Here is a 19,382-nt window from a genome sequence, read left to right as displayed (position 1 = left end):
CCGCGCAGCAGCTCGCCGGTGGAGAGGAGGGGAAGGCTGGGGTCGCTCACGTGTTCTAATTTACCGCAAGATCACGTGAATATCGGGGTCGAAAACAAACACCATCGAGTGAATCACCAGACCCGCGCCACCGATTCACAACCGGGAAGCGGTAATTTCCGCAACCCGACCGCCTCACGCGACCACGCACGCGCGCGTTTGGGGCTTGTCAAAAGCCCACGCAACCACGCTAAAACGTGGAAGTACCCCCACGGAATGTCGATCTGTGCCGCGATCACCGCCGTGGAAGGGCCGAGCAGCTCTAGAACTGCTTTTTGCATACCAAAAGCTGTATTCTGTCGCGCATGACCTCTTCGCCGAGTGGCCGCCGAGCCGGCAAGAGCTCGCTCAGTGCCGTAGCCAGCCGGCGGGTCGAGCGGCCGGCGCCGCTGCGTCAGGCCGTTTACGACGCGCTGCTCGAGCTCATCGTCAGCCGCACGCTCGCGCCCGGTCAGCACCTGGTCGAGGCCGAGCTCGCCGAGTACCTGGGCGTGAGCAGGCAGCCGGTGCGCGAGGCCTTGCAGCGGTTGCAGACCGACGGGTGGGTCGACCTGCGGCCCGCCCAGGGCGCCTTCGTGCACACCCCCACCGAGGAGGAGGCCGACCAGCTGCTCGCAGTGCGCAGTGTGCTGGAGACCTACTCCGCGAAGCTCGCCGCCGAGCACGCCACCACGCAGGACGTGAAGCAGCTCAAGAGGTTGCAGAAGGCCGGGGAGGACGCGCTGGCCGCGGCCGACGCGGAGCGTCTGGTCCAGGCGAACGCCAACCTGCACGCGGCTGTCGCGGCGATCGGCCGCAACAAGGTCCTGGCCGAGATGATCGGGCTCCTCGACCGACGGGTGCGCTGGTACTACACGCCGATCGCCCGTCCGCACAGCCGCGACTCGTGGAACGAACACGCCGAGCTGATCGCGGCCGTCGCCGACGGTGACGCAGAGCGGGCAGGCGAGGTCATGCGCCGCCACGCGGAGCAGACCCGGCAGACCTACCACAATCGAAAGAACATCGAGAACAACTGAGTCATTACGCTCAGATCGGGCCGGACTGTCCGGCATCATCAGTCCCGGCAAGTCGAACATGGGCATCATCCGCGCTTACCGAATTGATCGTGATGATCGGCGATGCGGAGGAGCGGGCTGCGCCCGAGGGCGAGACGATGGGCCACGCGGGCGCCATCGTCTCGGGGTCCTCGGGCACGGCGGAGGCCAAGAGGCAGCCGATGGAGGCGGTGGGATCAAGGTCGGCAGGACGCCGTCCGAAACCGCCGCCCTGGCCAGGGCAGTCCTGACCAGCTAGCCGCAGATCGCCTTGTCAGCGACCGCGACGATCGACGGCGACGTGCCGGGCGCGTTCGTGTTGGTCACCACCGACGCGTACCGGCCGTCGTCGGTGACCAGCGTCAACGAGTGGTGGCCGGTGGGCAGGGCACCGTTGTGGCCCCACGCCACGCCACCGCACGTCAGCGGCACCTGCGCCAGGGCGAGCCCGTAGGAGTTGAACGTCCGGCGCATCTCCGCGAGCGCGGCCGGTGACACGACCCGCCCGCCGATCAACGCGCGGTAGAACCGCTGGATATCGTCCAAAGTGGACGACATCGCGCCCGCGGTGCTCCAGAACGACAGCTCGATGGCGGTCGTCGCCTCGGTCCAGAAGAAGAACGGGCCGAGGCGGCCGCCGATGTACCCGTTCAGGAACGGGCTCTTGAGCGCACGGCTGCCCGGCGCGGGGAACTCGGTCTCGGTCAGGCCCAGCGGCCGGATGATCCGTTCGGTGATCACGTCACCGGCCCGCTTGCCGGTGATCTTCTCGATCAGCATGCCGATGACCAGGTAGCCGACGTTGGAGTAGTTCAGCACGGCACCGGGTGCGGACTGCGCCGGCTCGTCCATCGCCGAGCGGACCAGTTCGGCGAGCGTGAACGTGCCGTCCGGGTTCGCCCGTGCATCACGGACGTCCCGCACCAGGCCGCTGGTGTGTTGCAGCAGCTGGCGAACGGTGATCACGTCGCCGTTGTAGTTGCCGGTGACGACACCGGGCAGGTACCGGGAGATCGGCACGTCCAGCTCGACCCGGCCCTCGTCGACGAGCTGCAGTACGACCGAGGCGGTGAACGTCTTGGTCTGGCTGCCGATCCGGAAGTGGTCGGCCGCCGTGATCGGACGCTGTTCGTTGATCTTCCCGGTGCCCGCGGTGCGGGTGCCGGACGCGGAGTGCACGGCGGCACCCGGACCCGCCTGCGCCTGGTACCGGTCGAGCACCGTCTGCACCGCGTCGTCGGCCCTCGCCGGTGCGGCGCCGACGAGCATGATCGCGCAGACGATCGTGACGAGACGCTTCACGCCGTCGCCCCCTTGGCGGTCGGGAGCTTCGCGGTGCCGGAACCCGTGCCCTGGGCCTGCTCGCCGATCACCGACAGGGCCTGCTTCACGACCTTCAGCACGGCCTGCGCGCCCTCGACCAGCTTGATCAGGTTCTCGCCGCTGGCCAGCAGCTCGCCGAGCTTGGCCGCGATCTGCACCCCGCAGTCGACGGCGATCTGCACGCACTGCGGGATCGCCACGGCGATGCTCTGCCCGAACGTCGCCGGTGCCGCCGCGATCGCCTCCGTCATGATCGGCACGATCTTGCCGATCGCCTCGGTGATCAGCCGGGTGACCTCGGCGACGACCTGCGCGACCACCTGACCGGCCTTGATCAACGCGGTCGCGCTGCCGAGCGCGGTCTCGGCGACGGACAGCACGCCGTCGACGAGTTGCTTGCCGGTCTTCGCGTAGTCGGTCGCGCTCTGCCCGGACCAGCCGTCGGTCTCGCTCTTCGCCTTGTCCTGGTAGTCCTGGGCCAGCGAGGTGGCGGACTTGCTCGCCTTCTCGAACTCGCCGGCGCCCTGCTGGACGCCGTCCGGGTCACCCTTGAGCTGGTTCAGCGGCTCTTCCAGGAAAGAGATCATCGGCGTGAGGAAGCCGACGCCCGCGCTGTCCAACGCCTGCAACGGTTTCCCGTTCGAGCCGAGCTCGCTGATGTCGGCCTTCGGTGCGGCGGCCAAGTCCGACGACAGCCACTCGTCACCGGCGATGGACTTCGTGGTGGTGCGGAGTTCGTTGAGCAGGGCGGCGATCGTGCCCGCGTCCGTTGCTGTCGTCATCGGGCGGCTCCCACGACCGTGGCGGCGTTGTCGTCGTCCGTGCGCTGGTACAGGTCCGCGGTCTGGCGCATACCCTCACCAACTTTGTCCATTGTGGACGCGACGTGCGCGAACGCGTTCAGGGTCTCCCCCATCGCGCTGCCCAGGCCGGACGTGAGGAACTGGGCGAACGAGCCCAGCGAGGACTGGCCGATCCCGCCGGGCAGCCGCGTTCCCGTCGCGGAGAGCTGGTCTGCGTACCCGGCGAGCGTGGCCGCGTGCTTGCGCAGCTGCTCGTGGTCGACGGTGAACGTCATCGGACGGCCTCCGGCAGGTGCGAGGTGATCTGGTGCAGCGCATCGCTTTCACCGAGGTAGTTCGCCATCACCTCGGCCATTCGGGCGCTCGCCAGCCGTTGCGCCTCCCGCGCGGTGGCGACGATCAGCGTCGCCAGCGTGTCGACGTCGAGCTTGCGCGCCGCGGGCGTCAGCGCGACGTCGCCGAGCACACCGCCGGCGTTGACGGTCACCGTGACCTCACCGCGCGGCGAGGTCGCACTCGCCCCGACCTCGGCCAGGCTCGCACTCGCCGACCGCGCGCTGTACGCCACCCGCTCCAGGCGTTCCTGGTAGTCGGCCAGCCACTGTGCTGGATCCATATCTTCCCCCTCTTCTACGCTCGCGCCATCGCGGCGAGCTCACCGATCACGCGCACAACGTCGTTGTGTCGCATGGGATTCACACTGACCCAGCCGTCGTCGCCGACATCCACCCTGACCCTGCCGCCCGGACTGTCCAACCAGGACACTTCCCGCCGCTGGCCGCCGAGGACCACCCCGGCCTGGCCCTGACCGGTGACCTCGAGGTCGAGTCCGGCACCGGGTGGCAGGGTGATCGGCATCAGCTGGGCGGGCCGCAGTTCGGGGATCAACGCCACGAGTTCGTCGCCCAGCGTCTCCGCCTCGACGTGCGTCGCCCGTACCGTGCTGCCGGACTGCGTGCACACGACCGCGTCGGCGCCGTAGACCATCGCGACGGCACCCGTTTCCGGCACGACGAGATCCACCACGGCGGTGTGCTCGCGCAACGCGGTGACGAGCTCGGCCGCCATGCCCGTCGGTCCGTGCGCCTCCGCCAGACCGCGCGCCTGCAGCCCGTGGCCCGCCTCGGCGAGCAGCGCTGCCCGTTCGTCGGCGAGCTTGCCGAACGACGGAACCCGCAGCGGGAACGGCCAGCGCACGCCGGCGTGGGTCGCGAGCAGGTCCATCTCCACCAGGTCGAACGCGATCATCGTCCCGCCTTGCGCGCCTGCTCGGCGTCGGTCTCGGTGTAGGTGCTCTTGATCTCGGCGAGCATCCGCTGGAACTCACGCACCTCGCGTTCGGCCGCGCCCACCTCACCCGCGAGCCCCGAGCCCGCGGCCTTGAGCCTGCGCGCCAGGTCCTGGGCGGGTGGGGCGGTGCCGAGCAACGGCTGTCGCTCGGCAAGCCTGCTCGCGGTCGCCACCAGGTCGCCGGTCAGCTCGGCCAGCCTGGTCAGCGTCTTGATCCGGTCCTGCAACGCCTCCGGCGCGACCTCGTACCCGGTCACGACTCCTCCCCGATGACTGCGGGCGACACCCGGTCGTCCACCACGAACAGGCCGTGGTCGAGCGTGGGCATCTGGTTCTCGTGCGGCTGGTCGTCGTCCTTGCGCGCACCACCGGCCGGTGGTGCCGCCATCGCGTTGTTCTGGCCGGTCGTCCTGGTGTCCGCGGTGAGCGCGCCGGTCGCGGCGGCTCCTCCTGGCTGGCCGAACATCACTCCGGCCCGCATACCGGGGCTGACCTGCTGGTTCACCGGGGTGGGCGCGCCGATCACCGGCCCTCGGGTCGTCGCCACGGAGCCACCGGAGCCGCCGGACCCGCCACCTCCACCAACGAGGCGTTGCCACGGGACACCGCCTGAGCTGGGCGTTCTCACCGGCTGCGGCACGGCACGGGCTGGCGGCGGAGCGGCCTGCGGGATGTTGCCGCGGGCGTCGTCGATGAGGCGGCCGCTGCCGTTCAGGCTCGACTCGTAGGTCTGCATCGCGCGGATGGCCTGCGCCTTCTGCGTATCGGCGGAGACTGCGCCGAAGTAGAAGTAGAAACCCGAGGTGGCTCCGGCGGGCATCGTCGGCGCGCTCGGCAGTGTCATCGGTTGGGCCATCGGCGCCGGTGCGCCCGGCAGCGCGAACGGCGCCGGTGGACTCGGCAAGGTGAACGGCATCGACGGGACGGTCGGCAGCCCGGCGAACGCGGGCGTGGTCGCCGCGTCCGGTGGCGGTGGCATGGCGGCCCTCGCCGCGGCCAGCGCGTCGGCCGAGTCCTGCGCGGCCTTCTGCCCGGCGGCCGCCAGTTCGCTGATCTTCTCGATCCGCTCGGCCAGCGCCGTGAGCCGGGCGGCGGCCTCCTCCGCCGCGGTCCCCTTCCACCCGTCGAGCAACGCGGCCCGTTGCTCTCTCAGCACCTCTGCGTGCGTGTCCAACGCGGCGCGGTGCCGCGTCCACTCGTCGGCGACCTTGCTCACGTCGGCGACGTCGGCGTCCTGCCACAGCATCCGGTGGAGCTCTTCGTGGCTGTACGCCTCCCAGTTGATCTCGCTCGGCGGCGACTCGTTGCCTGACACCCTGCGTTTCCCTCCCTCGTCCGGCAGGGCAAACGATCACAGCCGGGCCAAACGAAGGACAGGCCAGACGACAGGCCACATATGGCCGGTTGGCCTGATCAGCGCAAACGTGCGAAGTGTTCCTGCAACCGCGCGTGCCGGAACTGGTAGACGGCACCCGCCCGCCGCAGCACGCCACGCCGGTAGGCGTCGTCGAGGAACTCCGGCAACCGCCACGGCAGCCGTCCGGTCAACGGCAACCAGACCCGCGCGAAGATCATCCACTGCCCCCACGCGGTCAGGCTCAGCACGTAGGCCAACCCACCCCCGATGCCGCCGACGAGTCCGAGCGCCAACGCCGACGCCGGCGTCCACACCACCTGGAACCGCAGGGCCACGAGCGCGCGGACGCCGACATGGGTGGCCGCGACGACGAACAGGGCGAACACCGGGACCACCACCGCGCCCACCGTGAGCACGTGGCGACGATTCGCGTCGATCACATCGGCGGGGCTGCCGGCCGAACGCACGTCCAGCGGCGCTTCCAACGCGGCGACCAGCCCGAAAACGAGAGCGCCGCCGAGCCCGAACACCAGGAAGAACGTCACGGCGTCCGCCAGGACGCCCATGTTCATCTTCCAGCCGGGCAAAACCAGCCAGTAGACCATCGTCTGCACCAGCGCGAACGCACCGCCCACCGCACCGCAGAACGCCAGCCCGAGCAGTCCTCGCGACCACACGTTCGCACCGATGCGGCCACGCAACCGGAGCTGGGTCCGCGTGGGTTCGATCGGCGAACCTCGCACCACCCACCAGTGCGCCAGCCCGAAGATCACCCCGGTGACCAGCCCGATCATCGCGGCGAACAGCAGGCCTCTGCCGGTCAGCGCGCCTACCATTGGGGTCTCGATCACCAGGTCCGCCAATCCGACCGCGGCCCCGACGGCCAGTCCGGTCACCTTCGCCGAGGTGCCGAACTGCCACCACGCCACGTCGTGCGTGCCCAGCCGGGTCAGGTGGTCGGCGAGGTAACCGAGCCACGGCTGCACCCGTTCGGCCTCCTGCCCGTAGACGGCGGGGACGAAGCTGCCGAGCAGATGCCGTTCGATCTCGTCGGCGTCGTGAAAGCGCAGCAGCTCGGCCGGGTCGTGGTCGGGGGTGTCGCTGTAGATCCGCCGGGCGAGCGCCACCATCAGCGGCGTCGTCAGCACCTTCGCCAACGCCCCGCCGCCGCGGACCTCGTCGAGCACCGGCGCCCACACTTTCTTGCGCGTGGTCCGCGGCAGGTAGTCCGCCAGGTCGTCGCACGTCAGGTCGGCCAGCACCACCGCGGCCGCCGAGGTCAGCACGTCCGTGCCCTCGACGGCGTCGCGGTACTCGTCCACACGGCTCGTGAGCAGCAACGGCAGGGTGGTGGTGTTCAACGCGTTGAGCGCCGGCCGGTGCAACCCGGCCGCGATCTCGTCGAACCCGTCCAGCACGGGCAGCACCCGTTGCGCGTCCACGAGCGCCGCGGCGACCGTCCCGCCGCTCGGCCCCGGCGCCCCGAGGAACGGGTGATCGCGGATGAGCTGCTCGGCCATCCAGTCACGCAGCCCGACCCGCTCCGGATGCCACGACCCGAGACTGAAGATCACCGGCACCGGGTCGGTCACGTCCCGCGCCTTGAGCAGGTCGAGCACGAACCGCGTGGTCAGGACCGTCTTGCCGGACCCGGCCCTGCCCAGCACCACGAGCCGCCGCGACCCGACCTTCCGGTAGACCTCGACGATCTGGTCCAACCGTCCGCCGAGGTCGGCCTCCCCGCCGATGTTGAGCCAGCTGTCCCGCAGCTCGGGTGGCGCACCGTCCCACCGCACCGGCAACGGCACCGGGTCGTGGATCTGCCGTTGCTCCTCTTCGCGGCGCCAGCGCGACTCGATCGCGACCTTCAACGTCTCCGCGGCCTCGGCCAGCGGGGCGAACCGCACCGGCTCGACGGGGATCGGCTCGTCGCGTCCGGCGGCGGCGAACAACTCGGCCCGCTCGGCCCCGGTCAGCTCCAGCGCGTCGGCCAACGACCGCACGGTGCCCATGCGCGGATCGGTCCGTTCGCCGATCTCCAGCCCGCGCACCGTGCGAATGCCCACACCGGCGAGCTGGGCGAGCGCTTCCTGGCTCAATCCCGCCCGCTGCCGCCACTGGCGCAACAGCACGCCGAACTGGCTGGTCACGCCGCCCCCTCGGTCCCGAATGATCCACACCATATCGATGCACGTGCGTCCGGTGCACGGATTCCACTGCCGGAGGAAGATCGGGAGTGTGCTGACCCAGTGGCTGCAGACCGTTCCACCGCTGCTCGTCTACGTCGTCGTGGGCCTGGTGGTCGGCATCGAAAGCGTCGGGATCCCGTTGCCGGGCGAGATCGTGCTGGTCACGGCCGCGCTCATGGCCTCACACCACGACGGGATCTCGCCGGTCCTCGTCGGCGTCTGCGCGTCGGCCGGCGCGATCATCGGCGACAGCACCGGGTACGCGCTGGGCAAGCGGTTCGGGCCTCGCCTGTTCGGGTGGGCGGGCGAGAGGTTCCCCGGCCACTTCGGCGAGGACCGGGTCGGCCGCGCCCAGGCGCTGTTCGAACGGTACGGCGCCTGGGCGGTGTTCTTCGGCCGGTTCGTGGCGTTGCTGCGGATCCTGTCCGGTCCGCTCGCCGCCACGATGGGCATGCACTACGGGAAGTTCCTGCTGGCCAACGCGGCTGGCGGTATCGCGTGGGCCGGTGGCACGACGGCGGTGGTCTACTTCGTCGGCGAGGCGGCCGAGCACTACCTCGCCGAGTTCTCCTGGATCGCGCTGCTCGTCGTCCTGCTCGCGGTGATCGGGTTCAGCGTCCGAGCCCGGCTCCGCCGTTCACCCCGATGACCTGGGCGGTGATGTGCCCAGCCTCGGGTGAGGTCAGGAACGCGACAGCGGCGGCGACGTCCGCCGGGGTGCCCGCGCGCCCGTTGGCCGGGTTGCCGACGAGCTTCTTGCGCCGTTCCTCGCTGAGGGTGCCGCCGAAGAACTCGGTGTCCTCGGTGACGCCCGGCGAGACCACGTTGACCGTGATCCCCCGTGCTCCCACCGCGAACGCGAGATCCGCCGTCCACGCCTCGACGGCCGCCTTCGCCGCACCGTAGGCACCCGAGCCACGCCGTCCGGCGATCGACCCGAGCGTCACCACGCGGGCGTTGTCGGCGAGACGCGGTTCCAGGGCCGTCGTCACCAGAACGGCGCTGATCACGTTGGACTCGTAGTTGGCGAACCACAGGTTCTTCACGTCCGCCAGGTTCTCCGGCGCGGGCAGGCGCCGGGTCATGTTGCCGCCCGCGTTGTTGACCAGAACGTCCACAGAGGACGGCAGGTCGCTCAGCGCCGCCTGCACGGCGTCCGGGTCGGCCGCGTCGAACACCACCGCCCGCGCGCCGATCTCCTGCGCCGCCGCCTTCAGGACGTCCTCCCGCCGTCCCGTGATCACCACGTCCAGGCCCTGCTCCACGAGCCGGGCCGCCACCGCCTTGCCGATGCCCGTGCCGCCGCCGGTCACCACTGCTGTTCGTGTCATGCGATCGTTGATAACAGCGGAATACATGCAGGTCGATCGGCCTGTTAGCCCATCAGGGTTCACGTCTGTGACTAGGCTGCTCACACCTACTGGACTGGGGAGCAACCATGCCCACTCACACACTGGAAACCGACAAAGCAGCCATCGTCTACGACGTGGAGGGCGAGGGCGGCCGCCCGTTGATGATGATCGGCCAGCCCATGGACGCCAGTGGCTTCGCCGCACTCAGAGCACAGTTCCCCGACCGCACGGTCATCACCTACGACCCGCGCGGCCTCGGTCGCAGCACGCGGTCGGACGGCAGCACCGAGAACAGGCCCGAGATCCAGGCCGCGGACGTGCACGCGGTGATCCAGGCGGTCGGCGGCCCGGTCGACCTGTTCGCGTCCAGCGGTGGCGCGGTCACGGCGCTGGAACTCGTCGCGTCCTACCCGGACGACGTGGTCACGCTCGTCGCGCACGAGCCGCCGATCATCGACGTGCTGCCCGACGCCGACGCCGCCCGCCGCGCCCGTGACGGTTTTATCGACGCTTACCTCGCCAACGGCTTCGGCGCGGGCATGGCGCAGTTCATGGTCATGTCGTCGTGGCAGGGCGAGTACACGGACGAGTACTTCGCGCTGCCACCGGCCGACCCGGCGCAGTTCGGCATGCCGACCGAGGACGACGGCGCCCGCGACAACCCGTTGCTGTCGCGGGACTCGCTCGCGATCACCGACTACCAGCCGAAGATCGACGCGCTGAAAGCCGCGCCCACCCGCGTCGTGATCGCCGTCGGCGAGGAGACCGGCAACGCGTTCACCGCGCGGACGGCCATCCACATCGCTCGGTTGCTCGGCCAGGAAGCCGTCGTGTTCCCCAGCCACCACGGCGGGTTCATGGGCGGCGAGTTCGGCTACGCGGGCAAGCCGGAGGAGTTCGGCGTCAGGCTGCGCGAGGTGCTCGACTGAGGATCACGTCGGCGGCCAGGTCGTCGACCCGCTCGCCGACGTAGCGTAGGGGGAGATCCGTTCTACCCGCCCGGTTTTGGCCGGCACCTGGCAGATCTGCTGCCGGACGCACGGCTGGTGGAACTCGACGGCATGGGGCACAGCCCCCCGCCGCGATGCACGCCGTGCTGGCCGACGCGATCTTGGAGCACCTTCGCCGACACTAACGCAGGAAGGCCTCGATCACCTCGGCCACGCGCAGCCCGCTGTCGAAGTTCGCCAGGTCGCGCGGGTGCTCACCCCGCACGGCCTGTGCGAACAGCGTGAGCCGCGAGTAGTCGGACCCGGTCTGGGTCAACGGCACCGGCTCCCACGCGCCACCGTCCGAAATGGACAGGTCAGCCCACTGGTCCAGGCGCAGCGACCGTTCGGTGCCCCACACCGTCCACTCGTAGATCTCCGGTCCCGCCAGGCCGGAGAAGGCCGACACGTGCACCGGCACACCGCTTCCGCGCAGCAGGCCGCGTGCCGCCACCTCGGCGGCGCCGGCTTCGGGACGCTCCGCCGACACCGACTCGACGGTGAGCGGCCCGAGCAGCCGGTCGGTGAGATAGATGAAGTGCGACAACACCTCGCGCACGAACCCGCCCTGCTCACCGCGCGCGAGCCACGCCGCCTCCGCCTGGAACGCCCGCGGCCAGCGGGGGAACTGCAGCCTGATCTCCACGCCCCGCAGCGCGCCCAGCTCCAGCAGCTGCCGTTCGATCTCCAACGTCGCCACCATGTCCGACAACGCGAAGTTCACCGCGTTCGGCCGGCCCCTGGCGGCTTCGGCCATCGCCCGCGCCTCGCCGAGGTCGACGGCGAGGGGCTTCTCGCAGAACACCGCCTTGCCCGCCGCGAACGCCTTGAGCACGAGCTCGGCGTGTGACGCGGGCGGGGTCGAGACGTACACCGCGTCCACTTCGGACAGCACGTCGTCCAGCGACGTGACGACGGGGACGTCGAGCGTGCGGGGTGCGACGTCGACGCCCGCGACGACGGTGTAGTCGGGGTGTGCCTGCGCCGCCGTCAGCATCCGGGTGCCCATGGCGCCCAGGCCGACGACGGCGAGACGAATCGGATCAGCGATCATGCGCCTATTCTGCCGGTGCCCAGGCCCGCGACAGCTTCACCCGCGCACCGGTCTGCAACAACGATCCGGTGTAGAGCCTCGACGCGACCAGCAGGATCACCACGACGGTCGCCGCCAGGAGACCGAGCGACACCAGCGCCTCCCACGGCTGGGCCTGCTGCGCGAACATCCGCACCGGCATCGCCACGCCCGCCGTGAAGGGCACGAACGACATCACCGCGAGCACCGCGGGGTTGTCGAAGAAGAACTGCACACCGAAGTACGGGCCCATCACCGCGAGCATCACCAGGCCCATCGTCGAACCGAGGTCCTCCTGACGGCTGACCAGCGCGCCCGCGACCGCCCACATCGACGAGATCAGCACGAACCCGAGCATCAGGAACGGCACGAACCACCCCAAGGCGGGCACCACGACGGCCAGCAGCTCGGCCAGCCCGGCGACGCGCAGGGCGATCGGTGCCGCGAGCGCCAGCACGACGACCTGGCACAGCGTGAGGATCGTGTGCCCGAGGATCTTGCCGGCGAGCAGCGCCCGCACCGGCACCGTCGACACGAGGATCTCCACGATCCTGGTCTGCTTCTCCGTCACGGTGCTCTGCGCGATCGCCGCGCCGCCCATGCCGAACATCAGGAACACCAGCCCGAACACGAGCACCGTGACGAACCGCTGGCCGGAGTTGACCGCCGACGCCTCCAGCAGCTCGACGGGCGGCGACGCGACGAGCTGCCGGATCACGTCGTTCGGCGGGTCGTTCAGCGCGAGGACCTTGATGCCGCTGCCGTCCGGCACGATCGCCGCCTTGACCTCGTCGGCCCTGACCAGGTCCGCGGCCGCCTGCACGTCCGCGACCTCACGGACGTCGAGCTGCTTGCCCTGCACCGCCTGCACGGCCGACCCGACCGCGGCGACCTTCGGGTCGTCGTCGCCGAACACCGTCGGCAGCACGGTCAGCGCGAACAGGCCGACGATCGTGGCGACGAACCCGATCCAGAAGCCCTTGGTGCTGACGAAGGTCTTCATCTCACGTTCGGCGACCAGCCAGGTCGCCTGGGCGAAGGAAGCACGGGCCATCTCAGATCACTTCCTTGAAGATCTCGTCGAGCGTGGGGACGACCGGCGTGAAGGAGCGGACCTCGCCGCGTTCCAAAGCGGCCTTGAGCACCCGCTGGGGTTCGGACTCGAACACCGCGCGCGGCCCGTCGAGCTCCAGGAGCGTCGTGCCGGGCACATCGCGGATCCAGCCCGCGTCCTCGGCGACGACGATCTCGTAGCGATCTCCCGCGTGGGTCCTGCGCAGTTCCTCGCGTGATCCGTTCGCCGCGATCCGTCCTTTCGAGATGATCACGACGTCGTCGCAGAGCCGTTCCACGATCGCGAGCTGGTGGCTGGAGAACAGCACCGGCACGCCGTTCGCGGCCCGCTTGCGCAGCACGTCGAGCACGGTCTCGACGGCGATCGGGTCGAGGCCGGAGAACGGCTCGTCCAGGATCAGCACGTCGGGGTCGTGCACCAGCGCGGCCGCGATCTGCACGCGCTGCTGGTTGCCGAGCGACAGCTGCTCCAGCCGGTCGTTCGCGCGGTCGGTCAGCTCCAGGTCGTCGAGCAGCTGGTCGGTGTTGCGCTGCGCGACCGTCCGGTCGACGCCGTGCAGCCGCCCGAGCCACGTGATCTGCTCGCGCACCTTCATCTTCGGGTACAGGCCACGTTCTTCCGGCATGTACCCGAACTGCGGCCGGTTCTGCCCGGTGACCGGCTTCCCCTGCCAGCTCACCGAACCCCCGTGCGCGGCGAGCACCCCCAGCACGATCCGCATCGTCGTCGTCTTGCCGGATCCGTTGGCCCCCAGGAAGCCGGTCATCCTGCCGGGCTTCACGTCGAAACTCACCTCGTCGAGGACGCGGTGGTCGCCGAAGCTCCGGCTGATCCCCCTCACAGTCAACATGGGAGGAAGGCTAGGCGGGTGCCGTTCAAGATCGCGTCCGCCGCGGGGCATCATCCGCGCGGAGGACTCCTTATGGCCTAACCTTCCGTTGTGACACAGGCCAGCAGCCGGTGTACCCCTCCGCCAGGAACCGCGACCCCGCCTCCGACGCCACCACGGACGCGAGCTCACCGAGCTGCCGCCGCACGTCGAAGTCGGTCGCATCGGGCAGCGCGTGCAGCATGGTCGTCATCCAGTACGAGAAGTGCTGCGCCTTCCACACCCGGTCCAGCGCACGCGGCCCGTACTCGTCGAGGGCGTCGGTGTCGTTCTTCAGCAGCGCGCGTTCGATGATCTCGGCCAGCACGCGGACGTCCTGCAGCGCCAGGTTGAGCCCCTTCGCGCCGGTCGGCGGCACGGTGTGGGCGGCGTCGCCGGCGAGCAGCAAAGGGCCGTGGCGCATGGGTTCCGCGACGAACGACCGGAAACGCAGCACCATCTTCTCGGTGATCGGCCCCTCCTTCAGCGTGAAGCCGTCGGGGCCCGCGACCCGTGCCTGCAGCTCCTCCCAGATCCGGTCGGCGGACCACGACTCGGCATCGGTCTCCGGGTCGCACTGGAAGTACATGCGCTGGTGGGTCTCGGTGCGCTGGCTGATCAACGCGAACCCGCGCGGCGAGTGCGAGTAGACCAGCTCGGGTGCGCTGCGCGGGGCCTCGGTGATGATCCCGAACCAGGCGAACGGGTACTCGCGGAAGCTGTGCGTGCGCACGGATTCCGGCACTTCGGCGCGGCAGATCGACCGGGATCCGTCCGCGCCGACGAGCAGATCGCACCGCACTTCCCGGCGGACGCCGTCGCTGTCGGTGAACCGGATCGCGGGCTCGGCGATGTCGACCGTCGTGTCGCTGACGCCGAACCGCACGTCGCCGCCGTCGCGTTCGCGTGCGTTGGCCAGGTCCATGAACACGTCGGTCTGCGGGTACAGCCACACGGATTCGCCCACCAGGGCGCGGAAGTCGATGCGGTGGCTCTCGCCGCCGAACCGCAGGTCGATGCCCTCGTGCGGATGTCCGTCGCGCAGCACGCGGTCGGACACGCCGGTGTCGACGAGCAACCGTGCGCTGTCGGCCTCGAGAATGCCGGCGCGGACGGTGTTCTCGATCTCCAGCCGCGTGCGGCAGTCGACCACGACACTGTCGATTCCGTTGAGCGACAGCAGATGGGACAGCATCAGCCCGGCGGGTCCCGCGCCGACGATGCCGACCTGGGTGCGCGTCATGACAGCTCCTCGATGAGCGGGACGTCCAGCAACGACTGGAGATCGGCGAACGCGATGCCGTGCAGATCGCGCACGACGACACCGTTCTCGGTGATCAGGAAGGTCGCGAGGTCGGTGTAGACGCGACTCACGCACCGCAGTCCGGTGAGCGGGTAGGTGCACTCCGGCAGCAGCTTGGGTTTTCCGTCGCGGGTCAGCAGGTTCATCATCACGAACACCTGCTTCGCGCCCACCGCGAGGTCCATCGCCCCGCCGACGGCCGGGATGGCGTCCGGTGCCCCGCTGTGCCAGTTCGCGAGGTCGCCCCGCGCCGACACCTGGTACGCGCCGAGCACGCACACGTCGAGGTGGCCGCCGCGCATCATCGCGAACGAGTCGGCGTGGTGGAAGTACGACGCCCCCGGCAGTTCCGTGACGGGGATCTTGCCGGCGTTGATCAGGTCGAGGTCGACGTCGTCGCCGTGCGCCTGCGGGCCCATCCCGAGCATGCCGTTCTCGGTGTGCAGCACCACGCCGCTGTCCGGCGCGAGGTGGTCGGCGACCTCGGTGGGCTGCCCGATGCCGAGATTCACGAACGCCCCTGCCGGGATGTCCGCCGCCACCAGCTTGGCGAGCGTCTGCCGGTCGATCATGCCGCACGTCCGATGTGGACGATCCGGTCGACGTAGATGCTCGGCGTCACGACGTGTTCGGGATCGATCTCCCCGAGCTCCTCCACCTGCACCACGGTCGTCGTCGCGGCGGCGGCCATGATCGGTCCGAAGTTCCGGCCCGTCTTGCGGTAGACGAGGTTGCCGAACCGGTCCGCCCGGTGTGCCCTGACGAGCGCCAGGTCGCCCTTGATCGGGTACTCCAGCACGTACCCCTTGCCGTCGATCACGCGGGTTTCCTTGCCCTCCGCCAGCATCGTCCCGTACCCGGTGGGCGTGAAGAACGCCCCGATGCCCGCGCCACCTGCCCGGATCCGTTCGGCGAGGTTGCCCTGCGGCACCAGGTCCAGCTCGATCCGCCCGGCCCGGTACGCCTCGTCGAAGTGCCGCGAGTCGACCTGCCGCGGATACGAACACACGATCTTCACCACCCTCTTCTCCCTGATCAGGGCGGCGATTCCGGTCTCACCGGACCCGGCGTTGTTACTGACCACCGTCAGCTCCTTCGCCCCGCTGTCGAGCAGCGCCTCGATGAGCTGCACCGGCTCACCGGCAGGCCCGAACCCGCCGATCAGCACGGTCGAGCCGTCCGCCGTGTCCGCCACGGCCTCCAGCGCGTTCACGCCTCCTCCTTCAGGGCCTGCCGCGCGACCGAGAACGCGTGGTTGGCGGAAGGCACTCCGCAGTAGATCGCGCTCTGCAGGATCACCTCACCGATCTCGTCGACGCTCAACCCGTTGCGCCGCGCGGCTTTCACGTGCAGCGCGAGCTCCTCCCAATGCCCTCGCGCGATCAGTGCCGTCAGCGTGACCGCACTCCGCATCCGGCGGTCCAGCCCCGGCCGCGTCCAGATCTCGCCCCACGCGTACCGCGTGATGAAGTCCTGGAAGTCCCGCGTGAACTCGTCCGGCGCCGCGCTGTCCACATGCGCGTCACCCAGCACCTCACGCCGAACCTTCATGCCGTCGTCGTAGGACACCGCATCTCCTCGATCAACACCGCCGCCACGCCCGCCGGATCCTCGGCGGGCGGCAGATGTCCACATCCCACGAGCACCCGATCAGCTGTCTCCGGCGACACCACGACGTCGTGCTCTCCCACCAACACCCGCACGGGCTTCACCGCTTCGCCTGGCTGGTAGAAGCCCAACGCCTCACAGGCCAACGCGTACGACTCCTTGTCCGTGTCGGCCAACGCCCGCAGCAACGTGCCCGCGACCCGCGGCGCACGCTCGACGAACCCCGGCGCGAACCACCGCTGCGCCGAACCCTCGACCATCACCGGCGTCCCGGCCCTGCGCACCAGCGCCGCCCGCTCTCGCCACATCGCCGGCTCGCCGATCCGCGGCGCCGCACCGATGCACACGACCACCTCGAACGGACTCCCGCCGCGCGTCGCCAGCTCGAACCCGACAGCACCGCCGAACGACACCCCGGCGTACGCGACGGACCTTCCACCGGCCAGCGCTTCGATGCGCTTTGTCAGCTCGTCGGCGATGTCAGGCACGGTGAACGGCTCCGTGGCAGGCTTGCCAGAGCCGTGGCCGGGCAGATCCCAGCCGATCACCTCGAACCCGCTCAGCGCCGCCGCGCAGTCCCGCCACAGCAGCGCGACGGACGTTCCCAGCGAAGGCCCGACGACCAGCAGCCGTGCCGAGTCCTCGGAACCGGCAAGCCTCGTCAGGGTCAGTTCGACGGTCACCGGGCCTCCCACCGCTTCAGCACATCGTCCACAAAGGACTCAGCTGCCCCGAGATACGCAGCCGGATCCGTGCCGCCACCCCGCTCGGCCAGCAGTTCACCGGCGGCTTCTGCAGCCCTGCGCGCCATCACGTCCGAGTGCACCTCAAGTCCCTCAACCAGTTCAGCCGCCTGCGACGCCGCCACGACTGTCAGCTCCAGCAACGCGCGCAAGGCGGGCCACTCCGCATGCCAAGCCCCATCAGGCCGCTCGTCCACGGCCCGCGCCGAACACAGGTGCAGCTGGGATCCCAGCTGCGGAGCCTGCAGCGCGGCGCTGTTCACCAGCACCGACAACACCGGGTTCCGCTTGTGCGGCATGGTCGACGACCCGCCCCGCCCGGCCACCGAGCCCTCACTGATCTCACCGATCTCCGGGCGTCCCAGCGTGAGCAGATCCGCGGCCATGACGCCGAGCGTGTCGCACGTACGCACCAACGCGTCGCCGAGCCGCGTGACCGGAGCGCGGTAGGTGTGCCAAGGCAGGCCCGGCCACACGAGTCCCAGGTGGCCGGCGAACGCCGAAGCCGCCGCGATCGGGTCCACCACCGACGCCGCCTTGGCCAGCGTCCCCGCCGCACCTCCGCACTGCACCGGCAGGTTCCGCGACACCACGTCCAGTTCGTCGAGGGCGTCCAGCACCCCCACCAGCCAGCGCGCGGCTTTCAGCCCGAACGTGATCGGCACGGCGAACTGCGTGAGCGTCCGCCCGGCCATCACGCTCGACCGGTGCTCGTCGGCCAGCCGGGCCAGCGCCGCGCCGGCCAGTCGCAGATCCCCGGAGACGCGGCCCAGCACCCTGCGGGCCAGCACCATCAACGCCGTGTCCAGCACGTCCTGACTGGTGAGTCCAGTGTGGACTGGACCGGAAACCCGTTCCCGCAAGGCCGAGACCAGCGGCAACACCGGATTTCCCGCGGCCTCGACCTCGACCGGGTCCAGCGAGGGCTCCCAGGACCCGAGCGAGACCTCGGTGCCGAGCACCCGCGCCCACGCGACCTCGACGTCCAGCATCGCCCTGACCAGCGCGGCGTCCTCCACCAGTCCGGCAGCGCGATACGAACCCGGCAGCACGATCAGGTCCGCGGGAACTTGAGGAACACCGTCTCGGACGGCCCCTGCAGGTGGATGTCGAACCGAAGCCGGCCGTCCGCCTCGCGCGCGGCGACCAGCCCGTCCACCGCGTTCGCGGCACCCGGCAGGTAGATCCGCGTGAACAACCGGTCGAGCAGCCCGCGGGCGAACACCGTCACCGCGAAGAACGGCAGCCCCGGCTCGACCGTGCTGAACCAGTAGTGCCCGGCCGCGTCGGTGCAGGACCGGCCCCAGCCCGTGAACGCGGCCCCGCCGCGCCGCAGCGAGCCACCGACGGCGGGCACCACGCCGGACGCGTCGGCCTGCCGGATCTCGATCATCGCGTCCGGCACCGCGTTCCCGGCGCCGTCGTAGACGTACCCGTGCAACACCACGGATCCGGCCGACCCGAAGGGCACCAGCTCGGAGTCGCCCGGATAGGCGAGCGCGTGGTGGAAGAACGGCCCGACCGTCTGGCCAGGGGTTTCAGTCATCGGACGGCTCCAGGTAGGTCGCGTGGCTGCCGGTCAACACGATGTCCCAGCGGTAGCCGAGCAGCCACTCGTGCTCGGACTGCTCGTGGTCGTAGGTGGCGATCAGCCGGGACAGCGCGGCGGGATCGGTGATCGACTGGGCGATCGGGTCGAGCGCGAGCAGCTGGTCGCCGGGAAAGTACATCTGCGTGATCAGTCTTTGGGTGAAGTCGGTGCCGAACAACGAGAAGTGGATGTGCGCGGGCCGCCAGGCGTTGTGGTGGTTGCGCCACGGGTAGGGGCCCGGCTTGATCGACGTGAACGAGTACCAGCCGTCGTCGTCGGTCAGGCACCGGCCGACGCCGGTGAAGTGAGGGTCCAGCGGCGCCGGGTGCTGGTCGCCCTGATGGGTGTAGCGGCCGGCGGCGTTGGCCTGCCAGATCTCGACGAGCTGGCGGCGCACCGGGCGGCCGTCGCCGTCGAGCACCCGGCCGTGCACGCGGATGCGTTCGCCGATGGGTTCGCCACCGCGCTGGATCGTCAGGTCCGCCTCGATCGGCGCCACGTCCGAGTGGCCGAAGACCGGGGCGAGCAGTTCGGCGCCCTCGGGGTCGACGAACTGGAGCTCCTTGGTCGGGTGCCGCAGCAGGCTGCTGCGGTAGGGCGGGAAGTCCAGCAGCGGCGCACCCTTCGGTGAGTCGGCCTGGATCTTCGCGATCTCGTCGCTGATCTCGTGCTGGCTGATCGTCACGCGATCGAACGCTAGGGATGTGCCCCGGTTCCCGTCGACCATTGTTTTCCACTCAGTG

Annotated in this window: 23 protein-coding genes and 1 pseudogene; 4 read left to right on the top strand and 20 right to left on the bottom strand. The window is 70.0% G+C overall.

The window, feature by feature from the left end:
- Nucleotides 1–344: 344 nt before the first annotated feature.
- Nucleotides 345–1,058, top strand: a complete 714-nt coding sequence (locus JOD27_RS43155; protein ID WP_204768185.1) for a GntR family transcriptional regulator — start codon at nt 345–347, stop codon at nt 1,056–1,058.
- A 20-nt stretch (nt 1,059–1,078) separates the two neighbouring features.
- Nucleotides 1,079–1,335 (top strand): annotated as a pseudogene (locus tag JOD27_RS45665) (succinate--CoA ligase subunit alpha); the annotation flags it as partial.
- Here the strand turns inward: JOD27_RS45665 and JOD27_RS43150 are convergent.
- From JOD27_RS43150 to JOD27_RS43115, 8 genes are all read right to left on the bottom strand, one after another.
- Nucleotides 1,332–2,378: a serine hydrolase domain-containing protein gene (locus JOD27_RS43150; RefSeq protein ID WP_372441807.1), complete on the bottom strand. Its 1,047-nt coding sequence runs from the start codon at nt 2,376–2,378 to the stop codon at nt 1,332–1,334. The pseudogene JOD27_RS45665 and the gene JOD27_RS43150 overlap by 4 nt on opposite strands.
- Nucleotides 2,375–3,181, bottom strand: a complete 807-nt coding sequence (locus JOD27_RS43145) for a hypothetical protein (RefSeq protein WP_204768184.1) — start codon at nt 3,179–3,181, stop codon at nt 2,375–2,377. The genes JOD27_RS43150 and JOD27_RS43145 overlap by 4 nt, the downstream gene beginning before the upstream one ends.
- Nucleotides 3,178–3,477 (bottom strand): type VII secretion target, encoded by a 300-nt coding sequence (locus tag JOD27_RS43140; RefSeq protein WP_204768183.1) that lies wholly within the window; start codon nt 3,475–3,477, stop codon nt 3,178–3,180. Before JOD27_RS43140 ends, JOD27_RS43145 begins: the two co-directional genes overlap by 4 nt.
- The gene (locus JOD27_RS43135) at nt 3,474–3,818 is read right to left on the bottom strand and encodes a YbaB/EbfC family nucleoid-associated protein (protein ID WP_204768182.1); all 345 of its coding nucleotides are present in this window, start codon (nt 3,816–3,818) and stop codon (nt 3,474–3,476) included. Before JOD27_RS43135 ends, JOD27_RS43140 begins: the two co-directional genes overlap by 4 nt.
- A gap of 14 nt (nt 3,819–3,832) precedes the next feature.
- On the bottom strand, nt 3,833–4,450 hold the full coding sequence (locus tag JOD27_RS43130) for an ESX secretion-associated protein EspG (RefSeq protein WP_204768181.1): 618 nt from the start codon (nt 4,448–4,450) through the stop codon (nt 3,833–3,835).
- Complete coding sequence (locus JOD27_RS43125) at nt 4,447–4,749, bottom strand: hypothetical protein (protein ID WP_204768180.1); 303 nt, start codon at nt 4,747–4,749, stop codon at nt 4,447–4,449. Before JOD27_RS43125 ends, JOD27_RS43130 begins: the two co-directional genes overlap by 4 nt.
- Nucleotides 4,746–5,807: a hypothetical protein gene (locus JOD27_RS43120; RefSeq protein ID WP_204768179.1), complete on the bottom strand. Its 1,062-nt coding sequence runs from the start codon at nt 5,805–5,807 to the stop codon at nt 4,746–4,748. Before JOD27_RS43120 ends, JOD27_RS43125 begins: the two co-directional genes overlap by 4 nt.
- Nucleotides 5,808–5,905: 98 nt before the next feature.
- Nucleotides 5,906–7,999 carry an XRE family transcriptional regulator gene (locus JOD27_RS43115; RefSeq protein ID WP_307830659.1) on the bottom strand — a complete coding sequence of 698 codons (2,094 nt, stop codon included), beginning with the start codon at nt 7,997–7,999 and terminating at the stop codon, nt 5,906–5,908.
- Between the two features lie 88 nt (nt 8,000–8,087).
- Between JOD27_RS43115 and JOD27_RS43110 the strand changes: the two genes are divergently transcribed.
- Nucleotides 8,088–8,687, top strand: coding sequence for a DedA family protein (locus JOD27_RS43110; RefSeq protein ID WP_307830658.1), 600 nt, complete (start codon nt 8,088–8,090; stop codon nt 8,685–8,687).
- Here the strand turns inward: JOD27_RS43110 and JOD27_RS43105 are convergent.
- On the bottom strand, nt 8,650–9,369 hold the full coding sequence (locus JOD27_RS43105) for an SDR family NAD(P)-dependent oxidoreductase (RefSeq protein WP_204768176.1): 720 nt from the start codon (nt 9,367–9,369) through the stop codon (nt 8,650–8,652). The genes JOD27_RS43110 and JOD27_RS43105 overlap by 38 nt on opposite strands.
- 107 nt (nt 9,370–9,476) lie before the next feature.
- Here JOD27_RS43105 and JOD27_RS43100 point away from each other — a divergent pair, with 107 nt between their 5' ends.
- Entirely contained in the window at nt 9,477–10,319 is an 843-nt protein-coding gene (locus tag JOD27_RS43100) for an alpha/beta hydrolase (protein ID WP_204768175.1), read from the top strand.
- Between the two features lie 202 nt (nt 10,320–10,521).
- Here JOD27_RS43100 and JOD27_RS43095 read toward each other — a convergent pair whose 3' ends face one another.
- The 11 genes from JOD27_RS43095 to pcaH all read right to left on the bottom strand — a co-directional run bounded on the left by JOD27_RS43095 (nt 10,522) and on the right by pcaH (nt 19,366).
- The gene (locus tag JOD27_RS43095) at nt 10,522–11,433 is read right to left on the bottom strand and encodes a Gfo/Idh/MocA family protein (RefSeq protein WP_204768174.1); all 912 of its coding nucleotides are present in this window, start codon (nt 11,431–11,433) and stop codon (nt 10,522–10,524) included.
- Between the two features lie 4 nt (nt 11,434–11,437).
- A complete protein-coding gene (locus JOD27_RS43090; protein WP_204768173.1) occupies nt 11,438–12,505 on the bottom strand; it encodes an ABC transporter permease in 1,068 nt (355 codons plus the stop codon).
- A 1-nt stretch (nt 12,506) separates the two neighbouring features.
- On the bottom strand, nt 12,507–13,376 hold the full coding sequence (locus JOD27_RS43085) for an ABC transporter ATP-binding protein (protein ID WP_204768172.1): 870 nt from the start codon (nt 13,374–13,376) through the stop codon (nt 12,507–12,509).
- Between the two features lie 70 nt (nt 13,377–13,446).
- Nucleotides 13,447–14,637 carry a 4-hydroxybenzoate 3-monooxygenase gene (locus JOD27_RS43080; protein WP_204768171.1) on the bottom strand — a complete coding sequence of 397 codons (1,191 nt, stop codon included), beginning with the start codon at nt 14,635–14,637 and terminating at the stop codon, nt 13,447–13,449.
- Complete coding sequence (locus tag JOD27_RS43075; protein WP_204768170.1) at nt 14,634–15,269, bottom strand: 3-oxoacid CoA-transferase subunit B; 636 nt, start codon at nt 15,267–15,269, stop codon at nt 14,634–14,636. The genes JOD27_RS43080 and JOD27_RS43075 overlap by 4 nt, the downstream gene beginning before the upstream one ends.
- A complete protein-coding gene (locus JOD27_RS43070; RefSeq protein WP_204768169.1) occupies nt 15,266–15,910 on the bottom strand; it encodes a 3-oxoacid CoA-transferase subunit A in 645 nt (214 codons plus the stop codon). Before JOD27_RS43070 ends, JOD27_RS43075 begins: the two co-directional genes overlap by 4 nt.
- Nucleotides 15,907–16,248: a carboxymuconolactone decarboxylase family protein gene (locus tag JOD27_RS43065; RefSeq protein WP_239571593.1), complete on the bottom strand. Its 342-nt coding sequence runs from the start codon at nt 16,246–16,248 to the stop codon at nt 15,907–15,909. The genes JOD27_RS43070 and JOD27_RS43065 overlap by 4 nt, the downstream gene beginning before the upstream one ends.
- Entirely contained in the window at nt 16,245–16,988 is a 744-nt protein-coding gene (locus JOD27_RS43060; RefSeq protein ID WP_204768167.1) for an alpha/beta fold hydrolase, read from the bottom strand. Before JOD27_RS43060 ends, JOD27_RS43065 begins: the two co-directional genes overlap by 4 nt.
- Entirely contained in the window at nt 16,985–18,100 is a 1,116-nt protein-coding gene (locus tag JOD27_RS43055; protein ID WP_307830657.1) for a lyase family protein, read from the bottom strand. Before JOD27_RS43055 ends, JOD27_RS43060 begins: the two co-directional genes overlap by 4 nt.
- 2 nt (nt 18,101–18,102) lie before the next feature.
- The gene (locus tag JOD27_RS43050; protein WP_204768166.1) at nt 18,103–18,594 is read right to left on the bottom strand and encodes a peptidase associated/transthyretin-like domain-containing protein; all 492 of its coding nucleotides are present in this window, start codon (nt 18,592–18,594) and stop codon (nt 18,103–18,105) included.
- Nucleotides 18,587–19,366: a protocatechuate 3,4-dioxygenase subunit beta gene (gene pcaH / locus JOD27_RS43045; protein ID WP_204768165.1), complete on the bottom strand. Its 780-nt coding sequence runs from the start codon at nt 19,364–19,366 to the stop codon at nt 18,587–18,589. Before pcaH ends, JOD27_RS43050 begins: the two co-directional genes overlap by 8 nt.
- Nucleotides 19,367–19,382: the final 16 nt, after the last annotated feature.

The sequence above is a fragment of the Lentzea nigeriaca genome, from assembly GCF_016907955.1.
Taxonomy (GTDB): domain Bacteria; phylum Actinomycetota; class Actinomycetes; order Mycobacteriales; family Pseudonocardiaceae; genus Lentzea; species Lentzea nigeriaca.
The sequence above is the reverse complement of the archived record's forward strand: the minus strand, read 5'-3'. Positions and strand labels throughout refer to the sequence as shown.

Coding starts and splice junctions, on each gene's coding strand:
- JOD27_RS43065 (WP_239571593.1), bottom strand. CDS start 16,248: ATGAAGGTTCGGCGTGAGGTGCTGGGTGACGCGCATGTGGACAGCGCG.
- JOD27_RS43050 (WP_204768166.1), bottom strand. CDS start 18,594: ATGACTGAAACCCCTGGCCAGACGGTCGGGCCGTTCTTCCACCACGCG.
- JOD27_RS43140 (WP_204768183.1), bottom strand. CDS start 3,477: ATGACGTTCACCGTCGACCACGAGCAGCTGCGCAAGCACGCGGCCACG.
- JOD27_RS43135 (WP_204768182.1), bottom strand. CDS start 3,818: ATGGATCCAGCACAGTGGCTGGCCGACTACCAGGAACGCCTGGAGCGG.
- JOD27_RS43130 (WP_204768181.1), bottom strand. CDS start 4,450: ATGATCGCGTTCGACCTGGTGGAGATGGACCTGCTCGCGACCCACGCC.
- JOD27_RS43085 (WP_204768172.1), bottom strand. CDS start 13,376: ATGTTGACTGTGAGGGGGATCAGCCGGAGCTTCGGCGACCACCGCGTC.
- JOD27_RS43155 (WP_204768185.1), top strand. CDS start 345: ATGACCTCTTCGCCGAGTGGCCGCCGAGCCGGCAAGAGCTCGCTCAGT.
- JOD27_RS43095 (WP_204768174.1), bottom strand. CDS start 11,433: ATGATCGCTGATCCGATTCGTCTCGCCGTCGTCGGCCTGGGCGCCATG.
- pcaH (WP_204768165.1), bottom strand. CDS start 19,366: ATGGTCGACGGGAACCGGGGCACATCCCTAGCGTTCGATCGCGTGACG.
- JOD27_RS43100 (WP_204768175.1), top strand. CDS start 9,477: ATGCCCACTCACACACTGGAAACCGACAAAGCAGCCATCGTCTACGAC.
- JOD27_RS43080 (WP_204768171.1), bottom strand. CDS start 14,637: ATGACGCGCACCCAGGTCGGCATCGTCGGCGCGGGACCCGCCGGGCTG.
- JOD27_RS43075 (WP_204768170.1), bottom strand. CDS start 15,269: ATGATCGACCGGCAGACGCTCGCCAAGCTGGTGGCGGCGGACATCCCG.
- JOD27_RS43090 (WP_204768173.1), bottom strand. CDS start 12,505: ATGGCCCGTGCTTCCTTCGCCCAGGCGACCTGGCTGGTCGCCGAACGT.
- JOD27_RS43105 (WP_204768176.1), bottom strand. CDS start 9,369: ATGACACGAACAGCAGTGGTGACCGGCGGCGGCACGGGCATCGGCAAG.
- JOD27_RS43145 (WP_204768184.1), bottom strand. CDS start 3,181: ATGACGACAGCAACGGACGCGGGCACGATCGCCGCCCTGCTCAACGAA.